Genomic DNA, 15,582 nt, shown 5'->3' on the forward strand with positions numbered 1-15,582 from the left:
CCGCAGGCTGGTGGAGGGGGCGGGCGGTTGCGGGCAAATTTGGCAGGGACGCGCCGTAGTGCGCGCCCCCTCCACCACCGCTTCGCGGCGGTCCCCCTCCCCGTGCCGGGGAGGAATTGGGTAGCGTCGCGCTCATCAAAACAGGAAATATCGTTGCGCGAACGGTAGCACGCTCGCCGGTTCGCAGGTGAGCAGTTCGCCATCCGCCCTCACTTCGTAGGTTTCGGGATCGACCTCGATATGCGGCATGGCGTCGTTGAGGATCATAGACGCCTTGCCGATGCCGCCGCGCGTGTTGTGGACGGCTTCGAGCGGGCGGGCGAGGTGGAGGTGTTCGGCGATGCCATCTGCGATCCCGGCCGCCGACACGAAATGCACCGCCGATAGCGCACCCGCGCGGCCCATCGCGCCGAACATCGGGCGGTAATGGACCGGCTGGGGCGTGGGGATGCTGGCATTGGGATCGCCCATCGGCGCGACGGCGATGCTGCCGCCCTTGATCACCATGTCGGGCTTGACCGCGAAGAAGGCGGGGGACCACAGGACGAGGTCGGCGAGCTTGCCGACCGCGATCGACCCGACGATATGGCTGATGCCATGGGCGATGGCGGGGTTGATCGTATATTTGGCGATATAGCGTTTGGCGCGGAAATTATCGCTGTCGGCATCGTCGGTGCCAAGGCTCCCACGTTGCTGCTTCATCTTGTCGGCGGTCTGCCAGCAGCGGATGATGGTTTCGCCCACCCGGCCCATCGCCTGACTGTCCGACGACATCATCGAGAAGGCACCAAGGTCGTGGAGGATATCCTCCGCCGCGATGGTTTCCTTGCGGATGCGGCTGTCGGCGAAGGCGACGTCTTCGGCGATGCGCGTGTCGAGATGGTGGCAGACCATCAGCATGTCGAGATGTTCCTCGATCGTGTTGATGGTGTAGGGCCGGGTCGGGTTGGTGGAGGAGGGCAGGACGTTGGGCAGGCCCGCCAGCTTGATGATGTCGGGCGCATGGCCGCCGCCCGCACCCTCGGTATGGAAGGCGTGGATGGTGCGGCCCGCAAACGCGCCTATCGTGCTTTCGACGAAGCCTGCTTCGTTCAGCGTGTCGGTGTGGATCGCGACCTGAATGTCATAGTCATCCGCGACCGACAGGCAGCAGTCGATGGCGGCGGGGGTGGTGCCCCAATCTTCGTGCAGTTTGAGGCCGCAGGCGCCCGCGCGGACCATTTCGACCAGGGCGGCGGGCTGGCTGGCATTGCCCTTGCCCATCAGGCCGAAATTCATCGGCATGGTTTCAAGCGCTTGGAGCATTCGGCCGATATGCCAACTGCCCGGCGTGCAGGTGGTCGCCAGCGTGCCATGCGCCGGGCCGGTGCCGCCGCCCAGCATGGTGGTGATGCCTGCGTTGAGCGCTTCGTCCACCTGTTGCGGGCAGATGAAATGGATATGCGCGTCTATGCCGCCTGCGGTCAGGATGCGCCCTTCGCCCGCGATGATTTCGGTGCCGGGGCCGATGGGAATGTTGACGCCAGGCTGGACGTCGGGGTTGCCCGCCTTGCCGATGGCGGCGATGCGGCCATCGCGGATCGACACGTCCGCCTTGATGATCCCCCAATGGTCGAGGATCAACGCGTTGGTGATGACGGTATCGGGCGCGCCGTCCGCGCGGGACATCTGGCCTTGGCCCATGCCGTCGCGGATCACCTTGCCGCCGCCGAACTTCACTTCCTCGCCATAGACGGTGCGGTCCTCCTCGACGCGGATGAGGAGGGAGGAGTCGCCCAGCCGCACGCGGTCGCCGGTGGTGGGGCCGAACATGCCGGCATAGGCGCGGCGGGACATGGTTATGGGCATGGGGCGGCCTTCCGTTCGAAACGAACGGCTGATGTGATGCCATTCATCACAATTCCCCCATAACATCGCCACGGAAACCGATGACGATGCGGTTGCCTGCATAGGGGATGAGCTGCACGTCGCGGCTTTGGCCGGGTTCGAAGCGGACGGCGGTGCCTGATGGGATGTCGAGGCGATGGCCGCGCGCGGTGTCGCGGTCGAACAGCAGGGCCGGGTTGGTTTCGGCGAAATGATAGTGGCTGCCGATCTGGATCGGCCGGTCGCCGCTATTGGCGATGGTGAGGGTGATGGGAGTGCGTCCTTCATTCAGGACGATGTCGCCGGGGATGGGGAGGATTTCGCCGGGGATCATGGGGTCTTCCCCCACGACCGTTCGGGCTGAGCCTGTCGAAGCCTTGCCCTTATCTGCAAGGAAGAAAAGCCCTTCGACAAGCTCAGGGCGAACGGGGCGGGGAGGGGCGTCAGGCCGTTCATCGGATCGGCCTGTGGACAGTCACCAGCTTGGTGCCGTCGGGGAATGTCGCCTCCACCTGAATATCGTGGATCATTTCGGCTATCCCCTCCATCACCTGATCGCGGGTCAGGACGTGGCCGCCGCTGGCCATCAGCGCTGCTACCGACTGGCCGTCGCGGGCGCCTTCGACCACATGGTCGGTGATCAGCGCGATCGCTTCGGGATGGTTGAGCTTGACCCCGCGCGCCAGTCGATTGCGCGCAACCATGGCGGCCATTGCGACCAGCAGCTTGTCTTTTTCGCGTCCTGTCAGGTTCATGGCGTCAGCAATAGCAGATGGTGGGCATGGAGGGCGATAGGCCGAATATCGCGGCGCGCAACACGCCCGCCGCGCGCATCACATCCTTGCGCAGCGCGTGGGGATCGTTGCGGGTGAGGCGCAGGATCAGCAAATCATCGAAGCTGGTCGCGCCGCCGGTGGGCGCTTCGACCAGCGTGCGGGCGAGGTCGAGATAGTCGGCGGCGTCCGGCCCCGCATAAATGAGCGTGGCGACCGCGCTGGCATCGCCAAAGCCGAAGGGCGCCCGGCCGGCGGTGGCGAAGTCGCCCTCGATATGGAGCGCGTCGGCCCAGACCAGCCGCCCGCCGCGCCGGATGCGCCAGCTATCGTGGATCAGGCCGCTTTGATAGGTTTCCCCCATCGCGCCGCGCCCCAGCACCAGCATTTCCATCGCCAGCATCCGCGCGTCGGGGGCCATGTCGGCGCTCAGCGTGCGGCGCATGCGGCTGCGGTCGAACAAGATCGCTTCCTGTGCCAGCCATTCGCAGGTCGCGCCCGCGCCGATGGTGATGCTGGTGTCGATGCGGGTGGGTTCATCCTCGTCCAGCGCGCGGTAGAGCTTTTCGGCGGCCTGCGGCACGATGGTCGCGCAGACGCCCGGATCGACGATGATGTCGAGCGCCAGCCGGTCCCCGCCGGTCAGCCCGCCGCAGGTGGTGACGGTGACAGCAAGCGGAAAGTCGCCATCGCGGCCTTCGGGAAAGAGCAGCCGAGCGGGCGCGACCTGCATCATGTCACGGATGCCACGCGGCCCGAACGCCACCATGGCGCGGCCATCGACGCGCTGGTGCCGGGATTTGGGGGGCACGGTAATGGCGCGTTGCACGGTCATGGACACCATCTGATCAGGCGCGGGTGGTCGGGACATGGGGTATATGACGTATGGGGTGGGGGATAGCGGCGATACTGTTCCCCGGCGGAAGCCGGGGTCCAGAGTCCCAAGCGCTGTGTCATCTGGCCCTGGGCCCCGGCTTTCGCCGGGGAACGGGATTGCGTGTTTGGGTGGTGCGTGATCAGGTGGTCGGACGCCGCGCGCCGCCGCGGCCGTAGGTGGGATCGACCTTTTCGGTCTTGCCGTCCTTGGCGGCCTTTTCGCCGTAGAAGGGCTGGCCATGCTCAGTCGTCAGGTCGGACAGGAAGCCCGGCTGCCGGATGCCCTTCTTGCGCATTGCCACGCCGGTCAGGCAGGCGTGCATGATGAAATTGGCGTTGAGCGCGCTACGATAGGTGGGGTCGAGCACGGGGGCGAGTTCGACGATTTCGAAACCGACCAGTTCATTTTCGGCGCACAGCCGCCGCACGATCGGGATCGCTTCGCGCATCGTCAGGCCGCCGGGGACGGGCGTGCCGGTGCCGGGGATGAAGGCCGGGTCCAGCACATCCACGTCGAACGAGATGAAGATCTTCTTGCCGCTCTCACGCGCTTCCTTGAGCGCGCGCTCCATCGTCGCGGCCCAGCCATTTTTCTCGATCTCCGGCATCGCATGGTAGCGCACGCCATTGTCGCGCATCCATTCGAAACCTTCCTTTTCGGGCCAGGGACCGCGTAGGCCGACCTGGATGTAATTTTTGCCCAGAACATGGCCTTCCTTGACCGCGCGATAGACGGGGGCGCCATGGGTGATGAAATGAACCCCGCCCTTGCCCGCATCATAATGCGAATCGAAATGGACGACGCCGAAGCTGCCCTTGCCATGGACATCGGCAAGGCCAGCGACATCGCTATATTCGAGGCTATGGTCGCCGCCGACGATGAAGGGCAGCGCGCCGGTGCGGGCGATTTCGGCGACGCGCTCGCGGACATGGGCGACGGTACGTTCGGTCGACATATTGTCGATGGCGATGTCGCCATAATCGACGATCTTCAATTCCTTGGACGGATCGACCATCGTGTACATGTCGATGCCGCCCGCGCCATATTGGGTCCGCATGGCCGACGGGCCGCCCTTGGCCCCGCGATAGCCCGATCCCATGTCGAGCGGCGCGCCGACGATGGCGACGTCCACTTTGCCCGCGACCAGATCTTCGGGGAAGATCGCGACGGGTGCGCCGGCGAAAGTGGCGATGCCGCCGCCATAGACGCCGCCGCCGCGCCCATTGGCGTAGTAGCTCAGTTCAAACGGCCCGGCTTCGCGCTTGGGATCAAGGCCGGATGGGCGACGCAGTTTCCAGCCGTTGAAATCCTCATTGTCCGTATCGAGCGGGATCGCCGCCATGTCCGTCTTGGCATTGAATTTCGAGGCCTCGACCGCGTCCATCATCGCCTCGATATAGGCGTCGATTTCCTGCGGGCTTTTGGTCGCCAGCCGCTCGAACAATTTGTCGTAGGAACCGGCGAACATTTCGGCCGGGTCGGATGTCAGAAACTCGCGCTTGGCCTTGGGCAAATCCTTGATCTTGGCTTCCAGTGCGGGGGGAATGGCGGGCTTGTCGGACTGGGCGATCACCGCCGCCGACGAAATTACCGTCGCCATCAGCAATGCGCCCAGCGCCATGCGTTTCATCGTCATAATATTCCCCCGAACCCTGGTCCATTCTGCCCGGCAGGCTAGGGCAGGGGTGCGCGTCTGGCAAATGGGGTGATTGACGTAGCGGCTGGGTAAAAGACCCGGACCATGCGTGCAAGGTCCGGGTCTTGGCAGCGGCCATGGGAGCGGCGATTATCGTCTGCCTACGTGGTCGGGACTCCTGCGAGCAATCCCGGCCAGGACGATAGCAGCGGGCTGACGCGCGGCCCTACGTCAAACGCCCTATCGAGGCGCTTTGGTGGTTCCGGTAGCGCCGCCTCTATGTTGATCGCGTCGCTGTTCCTGTTGTGGATGGTCGTCATCCTGCTGGTGGTGGCGGTCGTCGCCCTGTCGCGGCAAGTGCGCGCGATGCAGGAGGGGGCCGGGGCGGTTGCGCCCCGCGCCGTGGTGGCCGTGCCTGGCCGCGCTGCCCCGGTGGTGAGCGCGCCGACGCTGGCGGGTGACATGCTGACCATCGGTGGGCCTAGCGCGGATGGCCGCGCGCAATTGCTGTTGTTCATCGCGCCCGGCTGCGTCGCCAGCCGTTCCGCCGTGCGCGACGCGCTGGCGCTGACGAACCGCACGCAGTTGCGGCTGCTGTTCCTGGGCGAAGGGCGGGCGGAGGACTATGCCGACATGCTGCGCCAGCATCGCATCCGCGACACCGACATCATCCTCAATGCGCAGGTCGGCGCGGATTTCCGTATCGGCACCCGGCCCAGCGCCGCGTTGATCGATGCGGGCGGGAGGCTGCTGGCGCGTGGGGCGATTGACGGGCGCGCGCAACTCGAAGCCTTGTTGGCGCATGGGCAGGCTGACGCGGCTGCTGGGCAGGATACGGATACAAAAATTGTGGCGCTGGCGTCATGATCGCGCTGGACAGGGCGCGGCGATCAGGCATCTTGGGCGGGGCATGAGAGGGAATGACGGCATGGCGATCAGTCTGACGGTGAATGGCGTGGCGCGGCAGGTGGCGGGCGACCCCGCCAAGCCGCTGCTATGGGTGCTGCGCGAGGATCTGGACATGGTGGGGACCAAGTTCGGGTGCGGCGCAGGGCTTTGCGGTGCCTGCACCGTCCATGTCGATGGCAATGCCGTGCGATCATGCCAGACGCCGCTGGGCGATGTGCAGGGGGCGAAGATCACTACGATTGAAGGCGTGGCGAAAAGTGCGGTGGGCCAGCGTATCGCCGACAGCTGGATCGCGCAGGATGTGCCGCAATGCGGCTATTGCCAGGCCGGGCAGATCATGAGCGCGACCGCACTGCTCAGCCAGACGCCAAAGCCGAGCGACGAGGAGATTGACGCGGCGATGATGGGCAATCTGTGCCGCTGCTCCACCTATGTCCGCATCCGCGCCGCGATCAAGGCAGCGGCGGCATGAGCGCCGCGATCCTTTCCCGCCGGGGTTTCATCTCCGCTTCGCTGCTGGCAGGTGGCGGCTTGATGTTCGACTTGGCTGTGCCGATGGCGCAGGCGGCGGACGGCACGCCGGTCATCCTCACCGCCTTCATCCGCATCCTGCCCGACAATCGCGTCATCATCGGCGCGAAAAATGCCGAGATCGGCCAGGGTGCCAAGACGATGCTGCCGATGATGATCGCCGAGGAACTGGACGTCGATTGGGCGCAGGTCACGGTCGAACAGACCCATGCCGACGCCGCGATCTTCGGTGGCCAGAGCGCAGGCGGCAGTCGCACGACGCCGCGCGAATGGATTCCTACGCGCCAGGCGGGTGCAGCGGCGCGGGCGATGCTGGTCGCAGCGGCCGCGGCGCAATGGGGTGTTGGCGCGGCGACGCTGACAACCGGCAGCGGCAAGGTGACCGATCCCAAATCGGGCAAGTCGGTGGCCTATGCGGCGCTGGCGGCCGCGGCGGCGAAGCTGCCTGCGCCTGATCCGGCGACGCTCACGCTGAAAGACCCCGCCAACTTCCGCATCATCGGCCAGTCGGTTGTCGGGGTCGATACCCCGGCCATCGTCGCTGGCAAGCCCCTGTTCGGGATCGATTTCAAGCTGCCCGGCATGTTGTACGCGGTGCTGGAAACCTGCCCGGCCTTTGGCGGCACGTTCAAGTCGGCCGATCTGGACGCGGTCAAGGCGCTGCCGGGCATCGCCCATGTGCTGCCGATCAAGGGCGATGGCACGGCGGAATCGGGCTATGATGGCGTGGCGATCCTCTCGACCAGCTGGTGGAGCGCGAACAAGGCGCGCGAGACGTTGAAGGTCGAATGGGACACCAGCGCTGTCGCTGGCTTCTCGACCGAAAGCTATGCCACGCAGGCTGTGGCGCGGGGGAAGGCGAAGGCCGATACCGACATCACGCGGACGGGTGACGTGGACGCGGCTTTTGCGTCGGCGGCGAAAGTCGTCAGCGCAGACTATAGCTACCCCTTCCTCGCCCATGCGACGCTGGAGCCGCAAAATTGCACAGCCCTGTTCAAGGATGGGGCGATCGAAATCTGGGCGCCGACGCAGAACCCGGAAAATGGGCGCGGGCTGGTGGCCAAGGCGCTGAACCTGTCGCCGGAGAAGATCCGCATCAATTTCTCGCGCATCGGCGGCGGTTTCGGACGGCGGTTGATGAACGATTATATGGTGCAGGTGGCGAAGATCGCCGCGCAACTGCCGGGCGTGCCGGTCAAGCTGCTCTACAGCCGGGAAGACGATATGCGCCGCGATTTCTATCGTCCGGCGGGCTGGCACGGGTTCCGCGCGGCGCTGGACAAGGGGGGCAAACTCACCGCATTTCACGATCATTTCGTGACCTTCGGCAAGGATGGCAGGGCGGTGCGCGGTGGCGATCTGCCCGCGCATGAACTTCCTGTCGGGTTGATCGAGCATGTGCTGCTGGAACAGAGTTTCCTGCCGACTAACATGCCGACCGGCTGGCTGCGCGCGCCCGGCTCCAATGCGCTGGGTTTCGTGACACAGGCTTTCATGGACGAGGTTGCGGTTGCGGCGGGCAAGGACTTGCCCGGCCTGATGCTCGAATTGCTCGCCGACCCCAAGGAACTATCACGCGGCACCAACCAGCCGCCCTTCGTCACCGCGCGCGCCAAGGGCGTGATCGAGAAGGTGGTGGCGATGGCAAACTGGTCCGGGCGCAAGGCGCTGCCCAAGGGGCGGGGCCTGGGCTTTGCCTTCTATTACAGCCATATGGGCTATTTCGCCGAGGTGCTGGACGTGGAGGTCGCCGATGGCGTGCCCAAGGTGAAGACCGTCTGGGTCGCGGGCGATGTCGGCAGCCAGATCATCAACCCGATCAATGCGCTGCATCAGGTGCAGGGATCGGTGATCGAGGGGTTGGGGCAGGCGCTCGCCGGGCAGGCGATCACCCAGGTTGCAGGCGCGGTCGAGCAGGCGAATTTCGACACCCACCCGCTCCAACGCATCCCCGACACGCCCACCATCATCGTGGAATTCGTGAAGACCGACTATCCGCCGACAGGCCTTGGCGAACCGGCTTTGCCGCCGGTCATCCCTGCGCTGGTCAACGCGATCCATGCGGCGACGGGGAAGCGGATACGCAGCCTGCCGGTGACGGCGGAGATGCTGACCGCCTGATCCTTCTCCGAAGCTCGACCTGCCCGGCCAGCCGGGTTAGGGAGGCGGCATGAGGATGAGACGATTTGCCGCACTGTGCGGTGCGGGCGCGGTGGCGCTGTTGTTGTCGGCCTGTGGTGGCGGTCAATATCGGCCGGTGCGCGACGTGCCGGTCAAGATCGGCCCGCCCTATAGCGTGCGTGGCGTTACCTATACACCCGCGGCTGATCCGGGCTATGACATGCTGGGCTATGCCAGCTGGTATGGATCGGAATCAGGCAATCGCACCGCCAATGGCGAACGATTCCGTCCCGGCTGGGTGACGGCGGCGCATACCAGCCTGCCGCTGCCCAGCTATGTCGAGGTGACGGCGCTGGACACCGGACGCACCATCGTCGTGCGGGTCAATGATCGCGGGCCTTTTTCCGGGCGCGGGCGGGTGATCGACCTGTCGCGCGGCGCGGCCGAGCAATTGGGCGTGCGGGCGCAGGGGCATGTGCCGGTGCGGGTACGGCTGGTCGATCCGCCCGAAAAGGATCGCGCCCGGCTGCGCAAGGGCAAGGCGGCACCGGCGCGCCCCACCGTGCCCGAAGCCACCCTGCGCAATTTGCGCGCGCAGTTGCGCGCCGCGGGGCTGTAAGCGGCGGAAAGCGCTGATCGCGGCATTTGCCTGCTTGACGGGGCGGGATGAGCCGCATATGTGCCCACATCTCGCGGGCCTTATGGCCCCATGGCGATCGTAGCTCAGTTGGTTAGAGCGCCGGTTTGTGGTACCGGAGGTCGGGGGTTCAAGACCCCTCGATCGCCCCATTTTCTCCCTTCCGCCCTGATCCCGCGCATATTTGCCGGTCAGGCGGGAAGGGGCTTCGCAGCATCGAGATTGCGCCCTATAGCCCCCGGCATGACCGATGCGCGCGACAAGGGGCTGACCCTCAATCCCAAATATGACGATCATGGCCTGATCACGGCGGTGGTGACCGATGTGGACAGCGGCGACGTGCTGATGGTCGCGCATATGAATGCGCAGGCGCTGGCGTTGACGGTCGAGACGGGCCTAGCCCATTTCTGGTCGCGCAGCCGGCAGGCGTTGTGGAAGAAGGGCGAAACGTCGGGCAATATGTTGGCGGTGCGCGATATCCGCATCGATTGCGATCAGGACGCTATTTGGGTGAAGGCGGTGCCCGCCGGGCCGACCTGCCACACCGGTGCGCGCTCCTGCTTCTTCCGCCGGGTCGGCCCCGATGGCCTGAGCGCAGTCGATTAGGGCGTCGATGCGGCGATCCGGTCTTGCCCTATCCTGCCTGATGCTGGCGGCGTGCCAGCCTGCCGCCGTTTCCAACGACATGGCGGCCGAGACGGGCAGCGACGTGCCTGCGTCCGGGCTGGAGCGCGCCGCGATCGAAAGTGGCGTCATCACCGATGCGGCCAAGATTTCGCCGGTCGGGCTATTTCAGCGCCGCCATGAAGCGGGGCGCGATGCGTTGTGCGTGGTGCCAGGGGCCAAGGGGACGCTGCGCTTCGGCCTGGAAGCCAATTTCGGCGAGCAACTCGCCTGCCGGGGGCAGGGAACCGCGCGGCGTGCGGGCGACAAGCTGATCCTGCGCTTTGCTGGCGGCGATCGCTGCATCATCGTCGCTCAATATGATGGCGATCAGGTTGCGCTGCCGGGTGTCGTGGATCTCGCCTGTGCGCGGCTATGCGATGGGCGCGCCACGCTGGAGGGGGTCAGTTTCCCCCGGATCGCAGGTGATGCAGGCACGGCTTTGCGTGCGCAGGGGACAGGTGGCGACCCGCTCTGCAAGAGCTGAACGCGTTGGATCAATGGCCGATATAGCGGCCCGGCCGGTGGTTGACGATCAGCACGGCATTGATCGCCGCTGCCGACAGGACCGACAGCGCGAAGCGATCGGCGCTCAGCAGCGGTAGCGATGCTGCCAGGATGATGGCGTCGCCGATCATCTGGGTGCGGCCCGCATTCCATCCCCGCGTCTTCTGCCAAGTCAGCGCCATCACGCCCAGCCCGCCGACTCCCGCCCCATGGCGCGCGATGGCGAGGATGCCAAAGCCGATGATCGACCCGCCGAACAGGGCGGCGAAGAGCGGGCTGACCCGCGCCAGTTCCAGCGCCAGCGGCATCATCGTGCCCAGCCCCATGATCGCGATATTGGCGAACAGCGTTTTGAGCCCGAACGCCGCGCCCATCGCCCGCCCGGCGAACAGGAAGAAGGGGATGTTGATCAGCAGGAACAGCGTCGCTGGCGACCAGTGGATCAGATAGGACAGCAGCAGCGCGATGCCCGCCATGCCGCCCGTCACCAGATTGGCCTGTTTCAGCAGCATCAGCCCCATGGCGATGAAGGCACAGCCAAGCGCAATGGCATAGCCATCTTCGGCCAGATTATGCGGGCGGGGTGCGGGGAAGGCGTGCGTGGGAGTCATGGCGTGTCCGTCAAGCGTTACGCCCCGGTCATCCTCTTGCCCTGCCGCTGCTCATACAGCGGACGCGCGCCACTGCAAGAGGCTGCGCTTATCCGCCGGTGTCGATCTGCGCCGGGCCATATTGGTCGATCGCCTGGAACAACAGGGTCAGCGCGGCGCGTTCCTCCGCGTCGATCTCCGGCCGCCACACTTCGAACAGCAGGATGACGCGGGTGTCGGTGCTGCGGTTCCACGCCTCATGTTCGATACTGTCGTCGAAGATGAGCATCTCGCCCCGGTGCCACGCCCGCATTTCCGCGCCGACGCGCAGCGCGCAATCAGGGGGCGTCAGCAGCGGCAGGTGGCAGATGAGCCGCGTGTTGAGCAGGCCATGATGGGGTGCGATATGGGTGCCGGGCTTGAGCAGCGACCAGAGCGCCATCGGCGATCGCCCATCGATCACGGGCATCGGCGCATGGTCGAGTGCGGCCATCACCGCCGGGCAACGCGCGGCATGGTCGGCCACCGGCGCGCCGCTCTGCCAGAAATAATAGGCGCCCCAGCTGGGATCGTCGCGCAACTTGTTGTTGGGCGCGGGACGCTCCTTCGGCGTCTGGACATAGGGCGCGAAGTCCGGCGCGTCCGCGCGCACCGCCGCCAGTTCGGCGACGATCGCGTCGGTCATCGCCTCCATCGGCGCGACCCAGTCGAAATCGCTGCGCTCGTAAAAGGCGCGCTGGGGCAGGCCGGGGAAATAGAACATGCTGGGCTGCTGCAGATATATCTCGCGCTTGCCGAGCAGCAGGTCGGTGGCGAGCGCGATGCGGGGCAGCGGTGGCAAATCGCGGATCGCCGCGGTCAGATGATCCTCGAACTGCTGGCTCGATTGCGCGATGGCGTCTTGCGCCTGTTGCAGCAACGGTTGCAGTTGCGGCGGCGCGCCATGGGCCGCCGCCTGCGCCAGCGCGGTACGCCGCCAACTGATCGCGCCACGATCGTCGCCGCGCGCCTGCGCATTATGGCCCATGGCGAGCAGGGCGGGGAGGTTGCGGGGATCGCCCGCTAGGATCGCGCGCAGCGCCTCCGCCTCGCCATCCCGATCGCCCAGCCGGTTGCAGACCTGCGCCAGCAGCATCGGCGGCGGCGCGGCCATCTGCGCCAGCGTCGCGCGTGCCTTGGCCGCATCGCCGCCGCGCAGCGCCACCAATGCGGCCTGGGCCAGCGCCTCTTCTCTTGCCTGATCGCTCATGCCCCTGCCTTATCGGGGAGCCTGATCTGGGACAAGCGCTGCGGCAAAGCGGCTTATTCGGCCGGAACGGCGATCATCCGCGTGGTCCGCTGTTGCAGCGCGATCGACAGCAGGAAGACAGCGAGGCCACCCAGCGCCAGCGCGGCACCGATCCAGCCGGTCGAGGTCAGGCCATAGCCCGCCGCGATCGCCATGCCGCCAAGCCAGGGGCCAAGCGCATTGGCGACGTTGAAGGCGCTATGGTGCAGCGCCGCCGCGAGCGTCTGCGCATCGCCCGACACGTCCATCAACCGCGCCTGCAACGGCGTGCCAAGCCCGCCGCCCGCACCGATCAGGAAGATGATCAGGCTCAGCGTCCAGATATTGCCCGCCATCAGCGGGAATAGCGCCAGCGCGCCCGCGCTCCACAATAGCACGAGGATGACGGTGCGGTTGAGCGCCCGGTCGGCCATCCAGGCGGCGACGAGGTTGCCGATCGTCATGCCGACGCCGAAGATCATCAGGATTACCGGCACCCAGACTTCGGATACGCCGGTCACTTCGATCATGGTGGACGCGACATAGGTATAGACCGCGAACAGCCCGCCAAAGCCGATCGCGCCGGTCAGCAGCGTCAGCCAGACCTGCGGCTTGGCCAGCGCGGTCAGTTCGCGCGCGGCGCTCGCCTTGGGGTCGCCCGCGTCGCGCGGGGCGTAGAGCGCCACCAGCGTCATCGTCGCGATGGCGAGGGCCGTTACCACGAAAAAGCCCGACCGCCAGCCCAGCGCCTGCCCCATCCAGTTGGCGACGGGCACACCCAGCACCGTGGCGATGGTCAGGCCCGACATGACCCGCGCAATCGCCTGTGCCCGCTTTTCGATCGGCACTAGCTTGGCGGCCACCAGCGCGGCGACGCCGAAATAGGCCCCATGCGGCACACCGCTCAGGAAGCGGAAGACAAGCATCCAGCCATAGCTGGGCGACAACGCCGACAAGCCATTGCCGATGGCGAACAAGGCCATCAGGCCGATCAACAAATGACGGCGCGGCAGGCGCGCGCCAAAGGCGGCGATCACCGGTGCGCCTGCCACCACGCCCAAAGCATAGGCGCTGATCGCATGGCCAGCGGTCGGCACGTCGATGCCCAGATCACGGGCGAAGAAGGGCAGCAGGCTCATCGCCGCAAATTCGGTGGTCCCGATCGCGAAAGCGCCGACGGCGAGCGCGAAAAGGACGAGCGCGGGTTGCGCCTGGTGGGGGCGAGTGCCCATGGCTTAGCTCCATGCTGCAATGCAAAATAGCGGAAGCGCGGCAGATGGGCTTCATGACAACGCTGGTCAAGATCGCGGGTGCGTGAGTTTATTGCAAGTGCTGTGGTGCCCGACGCAATTCAGGCGGTGGGTTTCGGCCGCTGCGCCCTACCGGGCAGATTGCGCCCGGTCACGCACCCTTCCGCGTCATCATGCGTTTCTCGCCCTTAGTCCGGGAGAGAATTGCCTTGAACCACCACCGCCTGTTGCCTCGCCATATGCTTTTGCTCTCTGCGCTGTTGTGCAGCGCGTGCAATGTGTCCGTCACCGACGCCAATGACAGCGCGCCAGCGGCCAACGCCGCCGCGCCTGTCAACGGCACCGTCGCTGCACCGGCTGCTGCAAACGAAGCCTATGATTTCCAGGTCGTGCCGGAACAGAATGCCTGGCAGGCCAACCGCATTTTTCAGGCGCAGGTTCAGCTTGATCGCCTCGGCTTTTCGCCCGGCGTCATGGATGGCAAGGATGGCATGTCGTTCAAGGCCGCCCTTCGCGGCTTCCAGGAAGCCAACAAACTGCCCGTGACGGGCGACTATGACCAGAAGACTGCGATCGCCCTGCTGGAAGGCGAAGCGCGGCCGACCACCTGGCTGGTGCGCATCCCGGCCGACTTCGCGCGCGGTCCCTTTTTCGACATGCCCAAGGGGATGAACGAAAAAGCAGGGCTTCCGGCGCTGACCTATCGCAATTTGCTCGAAAAGCTCGCCGAGCGTTTCCACACTACGCCGGAATTTCTCGTGTCGATCAATGCGCCGGGCACGAAGGTCGGGGCGGGGACCACCATCCGCGTGCCCGCGATCGAGAATCAGCCGGTTGCGCAGATCGAGGGTGATGAGCGCGGCTGGGGCGCGACGCTCGCCAGCCTTGGCGTCGCGAAGGACCAGCCGCAGGCCGATCATCTGGTCGTCGACAAGTCCGAAGGGCTGCTCAAAGTCTATGCCGCCGACAATCGCCTGATCGCGCAGTTTCGGGCCACCATGGGGTCAGAGCATGATCCGCTGCCGCTGGGCGAATGGACGATCAAGGGCGTCGCCCGCAATCCCGACTATCATTACAATCCCGCACTCTTCTGGGATGCCGGGGCGACGGACGAGAAGGCGGTGTTGAAGCCAGGCCCCAACGGCCCGGTCGGTGTGGTGTGGATCGACCTGTCGAAGGATCATTACGGCATCCACGGCACGCCCGAACCCCAGACGATCGGCAGGACCGAAAGCCATGGCTGCGTCCGTTTGACCAACTGGGATGCGGCGCGGCTTGCGCAGATGGTCAAGCCGGGGACGAAGGCGAAGTTCCAGGCTTAGGGCCATGCCGACGACCTTCAAATGGCGTCGCTGGCTATGGGGCGCGGGGGCGGTCGCGCTGTGCGTCGCCTTCGCGCATTTTTGCGTGCAGATCGTCCCAGCCGATGCACCGCTCCCGAATGCCAAAGCCCCTGCCGCTCAGTCGATATCGGGCGCGCTGCTGATCCCGGTCGAAGGCGTGCCCGCGCCGGCCCTGACCGACACCTTCACCCAGGCCCGCGCCTTGGGCGAAAGATCGCATGACGCCATCGACATCATGGCGGCGCGGGGAAGGGCGGTGCTGGCCGTCGCCGATGGCCGGATCGATAAAATCCATTGGAGCGAGGAGGGCGGGCGCACCCTCTATCAGCGCGCGCCCGATGGCCGCACACTCTATTATTACGCGCATTTGGATCGCTACGCGCCGGGCCTGCGCGAAGGGCAGATGGTACGGCGCGGCCAGCGGATCGCGACCGTGGGCAGCACCGGCAATGCCGACCTCGCTGCGCCACACCTCCATTTCGCCATCCACCGTGCCAGCCCGAACACGCCTTGGCACGGCGGCAACCCCATCAATCCCTATCCGCTGCTGGCCAAGCCCTGATCCGCTCTGATCGCCCTCTTGCCCTTCGCGCCGTCCCGCTGTAAACG

Annotated in this window: 16 protein-coding genes and 1 tRNA gene; 9 read left to right on the plus strand and 8 right to left on the minus strand. The window is 66.0% G+C overall.

Annotated elements, in window-relative coordinates:
- Positions 1-135 precede the first annotated feature (135 nt).
- The 5 genes from ureC to SxD43FB_RS06530 form a co-directional block, all read right to left on the minus strand.
- Entirely contained in the window at positions 136-1,848 is a 1,713-nt protein-coding gene (ureC, locus tag SxD43FB_RS06510; protein ID WP_096061485.1) for an urease subunit alpha, read from the minus strand.
- A gap of 46 nt (positions 1,849-1,894) precedes the next feature.
- A complete protein-coding gene (locus SxD43FB_RS06515; RefSeq protein ID WP_096061545.1) occupies positions 1,895-2,200 on the minus strand; it encodes an urease subunit beta in 306 nt (101 codons plus the stop codon).
- A gap of 118 nt (positions 2,201-2,318) precedes the next feature.
- The gene (locus SxD43FB_RS06520; RefSeq protein WP_043154324.1) at positions 2,319-2,621 is read right to left on the minus strand and encodes an urease subunit gamma; all 303 of its coding nucleotides are present in this window, start codon (positions 2,619-2,621) and stop codon (positions 2,319-2,321) included.
- A 4-nt stretch (positions 2,622-2,625) separates the two neighbouring features.
- Entirely contained in the window at positions 2,626-3,474 is an 849-nt protein-coding gene (locus tag SxD43FB_RS06525; RefSeq protein ID WP_255245612.1) for an urease accessory protein UreD, read from the minus strand.
- Between the two features lie 181 nt (positions 3,475-3,655).
- A complete protein-coding gene (locus SxD43FB_RS06530; protein WP_255245613.1) occupies positions 3,656-5,152 on the minus strand; it encodes an agmatinase family protein in 1,497 nt (498 codons plus the stop codon).
- Between the two features lie 279 nt (positions 5,153-5,431).
- Between SxD43FB_RS06530 and SxD43FB_RS06535 the strand changes: the two genes are divergently transcribed.
- From SxD43FB_RS06535 to SxD43FB_RS06565, 7 genes are all read left to right on the plus strand, one after another.
- Positions 5,432-6,019: a methylamine utilization protein MauD gene (locus SxD43FB_RS06535; protein WP_096061488.1), complete on the plus strand. Its 588-nt coding sequence runs from the start codon at positions 5,432-5,434 to the stop codon at positions 6,017-6,019.
- A 61-nt stretch (positions 6,020-6,080) separates the two neighbouring features.
- On the plus strand, positions 6,081-6,533 hold the full coding sequence (locus SxD43FB_RS06540) for a (2Fe-2S)-binding protein (protein WP_096061489.1): 453 nt from the start codon (positions 6,081-6,083) through the stop codon (positions 6,531-6,533).
- The gene (locus SxD43FB_RS06545; RefSeq protein WP_096061490.1) at positions 6,530-8,716 is read left to right on the plus strand and encodes a molybdopterin cofactor-binding domain-containing protein; all 2,187 of its coding nucleotides are present in this window, start codon (positions 6,530-6,532) and stop codon (positions 8,714-8,716) included. The genes SxD43FB_RS06540 and SxD43FB_RS06545 overlap by 4 nt, the downstream gene beginning before the upstream one ends.
- Before the next feature lie 49 nt (positions 8,717-8,765).
- Positions 8,766-9,335: a septal ring lytic transglycosylase RlpA family protein gene (locus tag SxD43FB_RS06550; protein ID WP_096061491.1), complete on the plus strand. Its 570-nt coding sequence runs from the start codon at positions 8,766-8,768 to the stop codon at positions 9,333-9,335.
- Between the two features lie 93 nt (positions 9,336-9,428).
- Positions 9,429-9,505 (plus strand) — tRNA-His (locus tag SxD43FB_RS06555).
- Positions 9,506-9,596: 91 nt separating this feature from the next.
- Positions 9,597-9,959, plus strand: a complete 363-nt coding sequence (gene hisI, locus SxD43FB_RS06560) for a phosphoribosyl-AMP cyclohydrolase (protein WP_096061492.1) — start codon at positions 9,597-9,599, stop codon at positions 9,957-9,959.
- A 7-nt stretch (positions 9,960-9,966) separates the two neighbouring features.
- The gene (locus tag SxD43FB_RS06565; protein ID WP_096061493.1) at positions 9,967-10,503 is read left to right on the plus strand and encodes a hypothetical protein; all 537 of its coding nucleotides are present in this window, start codon (positions 9,967-9,969) and stop codon (positions 10,501-10,503) included.
- 10 nt (positions 10,504-10,513) lie between these two features.
- Here the strand turns inward: SxD43FB_RS06565 and SxD43FB_RS06570 are convergent, their stop codons facing one another.
- The 3 genes from SxD43FB_RS06570 to SxD43FB_RS06580 all read right to left on the minus strand — a co-directional run bounded on the left by SxD43FB_RS06570 (position 10,514) and on the right by SxD43FB_RS06580 (position 13,612).
- Complete coding sequence (locus SxD43FB_RS06570) at positions 10,514-11,134, minus strand: YitT family protein (protein ID WP_096061494.1); 621 nt, start codon at positions 11,132-11,134, stop codon at positions 10,514-10,516.
- Between the two features lie 88 nt (positions 11,135-11,222).
- Positions 11,223-12,362 carry an aspartyl/asparaginyl beta-hydroxylase domain-containing protein gene (locus SxD43FB_RS06575; RefSeq protein ID WP_096061495.1) on the minus strand — a complete coding sequence of 380 codons (1,140 nt, stop codon included), beginning with the start codon at positions 12,360-12,362 and terminating at the stop codon, positions 11,223-11,225.
- Positions 12,363-12,415: 53 nt separating this feature from the next.
- Positions 12,416-13,612 (minus strand): MFS transporter, encoded by a 1,197-nt coding sequence (locus SxD43FB_RS06580; RefSeq protein ID WP_096061496.1) that lies wholly within the window; start codon positions 13,610-13,612, stop codon positions 12,416-12,418.
- Between the two features lie 257 nt (positions 13,613-13,869).
- On the opposite strand from SxD43FB_RS06580, the gene SxD43FB_RS06585 reads away from it, so the two are divergent.
- Both SxD43FB_RS06585 and SxD43FB_RS06590 read left to right on the plus strand, forming a co-directional pair.
- A complete protein-coding gene (locus tag SxD43FB_RS06585) occupies positions 13,870-14,952 on the plus strand; it encodes a L,D-transpeptidase family protein (RefSeq protein ID WP_096061497.1) in 1,083 nt (360 codons plus the stop codon).
- Between the two features lie 4 nt (positions 14,953-14,956).
- The gene (locus tag SxD43FB_RS06590; protein WP_096061498.1) at positions 14,957-15,535 is read left to right on the plus strand and encodes a M23 family metallopeptidase; all 579 of its coding nucleotides are present in this window, start codon (positions 14,957-14,959) and stop codon (positions 15,533-15,535) included.
- Positions 15,536-15,582: the final 47 nt, after the last annotated feature.

Source organism: Sphingobium sp. D43FB (assembly GCF_002312805.1).
In the GTDB taxonomy this organism is placed as follows: domain Bacteria; phylum Pseudomonadota; class Alphaproteobacteria; order Sphingomonadales; family Sphingomonadaceae; genus Sphingobium.